The organism is Mucilaginibacter sp. MD40 (assembly GCF_002288635.1).
GTDB lineage: Bacteria > Bacteroidota > Bacteroidia > Sphingobacteriales > Sphingobacteriaceae > Mucilaginibacter.
In genome coordinates, this window is sequence record NZ_NRSW01000002.1 from 1 (window position 1) to 5,111 (window position 5,111).

2 tRNA genes and 3 rRNA genes are annotated in these 5,111 nt (G+C 48.2%); all 5 read left to right on the forward strand.

Annotated elements, in window-relative coordinates:
* A 16S ribosomal RNA gene (locus tag CKK33_RS19350) occupies positions 1 to 1,171 on the forward strand; the annotation flags it as partial.
* A 213-nt stretch (positions 1,172 to 1,384) separates the two neighbouring features.
* Positions 1,385 to 1,459 (forward strand) — tRNA-Ile (locus CKK33_RS19355).
* An 86-nt stretch (positions 1,460 to 1,545) separates the two neighbouring features.
* A tRNA-Ala gene (locus CKK33_RS19360) sits at positions 1,546 to 1,622 on the forward strand.
* Positions 1,623 to 1,896: 274 nt separating this feature from the next.
* Positions 1,897 to 4,776: ribosomal RNA gene (locus tag CKK33_RS19365) — 23S ribosomal RNA — on the forward strand.
* A gap of 191 nt (positions 4,777 to 4,967) precedes the next feature.
* A 5S ribosomal RNA gene (gene rrf / locus CKK33_RS19370) occupies positions 4,968 to 5,079 on the forward strand.
* The last annotated feature ends 32 nt before the right edge of the window (positions 5,080 to 5,111 follow it).

Below are 5,111 nucleotides of genomic sequence, written 5' to 3' on the forward strand. Positions count from 1 at the left end.
CAGTAAGGAATATTGGTCAATGGACGCAAGTCTGAACCAGCCATGCCGCGTGCAGGAAGACGGCCCTACGGGTTGTAAACTGCTTTTGTACCGGAATAAACCTTTGGTCGTGACCGAAGCTGAATGTACGGTAAGAATAAGGATCGGCTAACTCCGTGCCAGCAGCCGCGGTAATACGGAGGATCCAAGCGTTATCCGGATTTATTGGGTTTAAAGGGTGCGTAGGTGGCCTATTAAGTCAGGGGTGAAAGACGGTAGCTTAACTATCGCAGTGCCTTTGATACTGATGGGCTTGAATACACTTGAGGTAGGCGGAATGTGACAAGTAGCGGTGAAATGCATAGATATGTCACAGAACACCAATTGCGAAGGCAGCTTACTAAAGTGTTATTGACACTGAGGCACGAAAGCGTGGGGATCAAACAGGATTAGATACCCTGGTAGTCCACGCCCTAAACGATGAATACTCGATGTTGGCGATATACGGTCAGCGTCTAAGCGAAAGCGTTAAGTATTCCACCTGGGGAGTACGCCCGCAAGGGTGAAACTCAAAGGAATTGACGGGGGCCCGCACAAGCGGAGGAGCATGTGGTTTAATTCGATGATACGCGAGGAACCTTACCCGGGCTTGAAAGTTAGTGAATGTGACAGAGACGTCACAGTCCTTCGGGACACGAAACTAGGTGCTGCATGGCTGTCGTCAGCTCGTGCCGTGAGGTGTTGGGTTAAGTCCCGCAACGAGCGCAACCCCTATGTTTAGTTGCCAGCATGTAATGATGGGGACTCTAAACAGACTGCCTATGCAAATAGAGAGGAAGGAGGGGACGACGTCAAGTCATCATGGCCCTTACGTCCGGGGCTACACACGTGCTACAATGGATGGTACAGCGGGCAGCTACCTGGCAACAGGATGCCAATCTCGTAAAGCCATTCACAGTTCGGATCGGGGTCTGCAACTCGACCCCGTGAAGTTGGATTCGCTAGTAATCGCGTATCAGCAATGACGCGGTGAATACGTTCCCGGGCCTTGTACACACCGCCCGTCAAGCCATGGAAGCTGGAAGTACCTGAAGTCGGTAACCGCAAGGAGCCGCCTAGGGTAAAGTCGGTAACTGGGGCTAAGTCGTAACAAGGTAGCCGTACCGGAAGGTGTGGCTGGAATACCTCCTTTCTGGAGCATTATCCGCTAAGCTACTTTACTAAACGGAACAGCAACGCTGTTACCTGCATTATCTTTTCTTATTACAATGAAACAACAACCCGGAAGATGAAGCCATCAGTGGTGCTACCGCTGGGCGATGAGATTGTAAGGCATTACGATTTATGATTTACGAATTACGATTGATAAATCCGAAATCGAAAATCCTAAATCCGAAATAAAAACAGTCCTGTAGCTCAGCTTGGTTAGAGCACTACACTGATAATGTAGGGGTCAGCAGTTCAAATCTGCTCGGGACTACTAGGTTAAGTCAAAAGTCAAAAGTTAAGAGTCAAAAACTGCATAGTGATGACATAATGACTAATGACCTAATGACACATCCGAAAGGGGGATTAGCTCAGCTGGCTAGAGCACCTGCCTTGCACGCAGGGGGTCAACGGTTCGAATCCGTTATTCTCCACCAAGTTAAGGTAAAAGGAAGAAAGGCGAAAGGCAAAAGGTGAAAACCTTTACCCTTTATACCCTTAACCTTTAACCTCAAACGAACGTTCTTTGACATATTGGAAGAAGTAAATTGAAGAGAAGACAACAGTAGGGACGTCTTTTCAGAGATGAGAGAAGAAAGAAACAAGAGACAAGACTTCGGTCCTGGTTCCTGGCTCCTGACTCTTGACTCAAGAAAAGCGACTCGAACAATAAAAACGTATCGTGCCGAGCAAAAGCGGCAAAGATATTAGAAGAAAGTAAGAAAGGGTACACGGGGGATGCCTTGGCTCTCAGAGGCGATGAAGGACGTGATAAGCTGCGATAAGCACCGGGGATCAGCAAATATGAATTGATCCGGTGATTTCCGAATGGGGAAACCTAACTATTTGAAGAATAGTTGCATAAATGCGCAAACCTGCTGAACTGAAACATCTAAGTAAGCAGAGGAAGAGAAAACAACAGTGATTTCCAGAGTAGTGGCGAGCGAAATGGAAGAAGCCCAAACCGGCTATGTTACGGCATAGCCGGGGTTATAGGACCATAACATGACTACTGAAATGAACCGGAAGGGGTTGGGAAGCCCTGCCATAGAGCATGATAGCTGCGTACGGGTAAGTAACAGTAAGATAGTGGTATCCTGAGTACCGCGAGGTTGGAGACGCCTTGTGGGAATTTGCCGGCACCATCCGGTAAGGCTAAATACTCCTGAGAGACCGATAGTGAACCAGTACCGTGAGGGAAAGGTGAAAAGAACCCCGAACAGGGGAGTGAAATAGAACCTGAAACCGTGTACTTACAAGCGGTCGGAGCAGACTTGTTCTGTGACGGCGTGCCTTTTGCATAATGAGCCTACGAGTTACTCCTCTCTGGCAAGGTTAAGTGGTTAAGCCACGCAGCCGAAGCGAAAGCGAGTCTGAATAGGGCGTATAGTCAGAGGGGGTAGACGCGAAACCTTGTGATCTACCCATGGACAGGTTGAAGGTGCCGTAACAGGTACTGGAGGACCGAACCGATAAACGTTGAAAAGTTTCCGGATGATCTGTGGGTAGGGGTGAAAGGCTAATCAAACTGGGAAATAGCTCGTACTCCCCGAAATGTTTTTAGGAACAGCGTGGTGGTAAAGTTATATAGAGGTAGAGCTACTGATTGGGTGCGGGGGAGTCAAATCCTACCAAATCCAGACAAACTCCGAATGCTATGTAATATACACTGCAGTGAGGCTATGGGTGCTAAGGTCCATGGCCGAGAGGGAAAGAACCCAGACCATCAGCTAAGGTCCCCAAATTAACGCTAAGTTGAACTAACGAGGTCCGATTGCACAGACAGCTAGGATGTTGGCTTGGAAGCAGCCATTCATTTAAAGAGTGCGTAACAGCTCACTAGTCGAGCGATCGGGCATGGATAATAAACGGGCATTAAGCGTTATACCGAAGCTATGGATTTACAGTAATGTATCTGGTAGGGGAGCATTCTATATGCCGGTGAAGCAGGAAGGACAACTGACTGTGGAGGTTATAGAAAAGCAAATGTAGGCATAAGTAACGATAAGGCGGGAGAGAAACCCGCCCACCGAAAGACTAAGGTTTCCTGATCAACGCTAATCGGATCAGGGTTAGTCGGGGCCTAAGGTGAAGCCGAAGGGCGTAGCCGATGGACAACTGGTTAATATTCCAGTACTTTTTATAACTGCGATGCGGTGACGGAGTAGTGACACTGACGCGAACTGACGGAATAGTTCGTTAAAGGCAGTAGGTATAGGTTTGGTAGTTAAGTACGCCAGACTTGCTGAATGCTGATAGTACTCAGAACCTTCGGGGGACGGGATAGTTCAGGTAATCAGACTTCCAAGAAAACCCGCTAAGCTTCAGGTTATAAAAACCCGTACCGTAAACCGACACAGGTAGTCGAGGAGAGAATCCTAAGGTGCTCGAGTGAATCATGGCTAAGGAACTCGGCAAAATGGCCCTGTAACTTCGGGAGAAGGGGCGCTGGCAGCAATGTCAGCCGCAGTGAAAAGGCCCAGGCGACTGTTTAACAAAAACACATGGCTTTGCAAAATCGAAAGATGACGTATAAGGCCTGACACCTGCCCGGTGCTGGAAGGTTAAGAGGGGATGTTAGGGTTAAACCGAAGCATTGAATCGAAGCCCCAGTAAACGGCGGCCGTAACTATAACGGTCCTAAGGTAGCGAAATTCCTTGTCGGGTAAGTTCCGACCTGCACGAATGGTGTAACGATCTGGGCGCTGTCTCAGCCATGAGCTCGGTGAAATTGTGGTATCGGTGAAGACGCCGGTTACCCGCAACGGGACGGAAAGACCCCATGCACCTTCACTACAACTTAACATTGATATCGGATACAGGATGTGTAGGATAGGTGGGAGGCTGTGATCCTGCTTCGCTAGGAGTAGGTTAGCCAACGTTGAAATACCACCCTTTCTGTATTTGGTGTCTAACTCGATAATGTCGAGGACATTGTTTGGCGGGTAGTTTGACTGGGGTGGTCGCCTCCAAAAAGGTAACGGAGGCTTTCAAAGGTAAGCTCAGTACGCTTGGTAACCGTACGCGGAGTGCAATAGCATAAGCTTGCTTGACAGTGAGACAGACAAGTCGAGCTGGGTCGAAAGACGGATATAGTGATCCGGTGGTTCTGCATGGAAGGGCCATCGCTCAAAGGATAAAAGGTACGCTGGGGATAACAGGCTGATCTCCCCCAAGAGCTCATATCGACGGGGAGGTTTGGCACCTCGATGTCGGCTCGTCACATCCTGGGGCTGGAGAAGGTCCCAAGGGTTGAGCTGTTCGCTCATTAAAGTGGCACGCGAGCTGGGTTCAGAACGTCGCGAGACAGTTCGGTCCCTATCTGTTGTGGGCGTTGGAAGTTTGAGTGGGGCTGACCTTAGTACGAGAGGACCGGGTTGGACTAACCTCTGGTGAATCTGTTATGCCGCCAGGTGTACTGCAGAGTAGCTACGTTGGGAATAGATAAGCGCTGAAAGCATCTAAGTGCGAAACTAGCCACGAGATGAGACTTCCTTATAGGATCGTAGCAGACGACTACGTTGATAGGTTACAGATATAAAGGTGGTGACATCAAAGTCGAGTAATACTAATTATCCGAAGCTTTCTCTAACAGAAGAAATTGCTGTTGTTTTCTCCGAAAATTACTTCTTTCAATAATATGTCATTGTTTGATGATAGTAGCAAGTATCAGGTACATAGTATTGAGATATTGATTACTTCATAAACATAAAAATATTGTTAGTGTAGCCAATTCAGGTCTTGATACCTGATACTAACTACTATGTACTAACAAAAGATCTTCAGGTGCCTATATCGGCGGTGTCCACCTCTTCCCATTCCGAACAGAGAAGTTAAGCCCGCCAGAGCCGATGGTACTGCAGTAAAATGTGGGAGAGTAGGTCGGTGCCAACCTTTATTAAAAGCCTTCACTGGATAACAGTCGA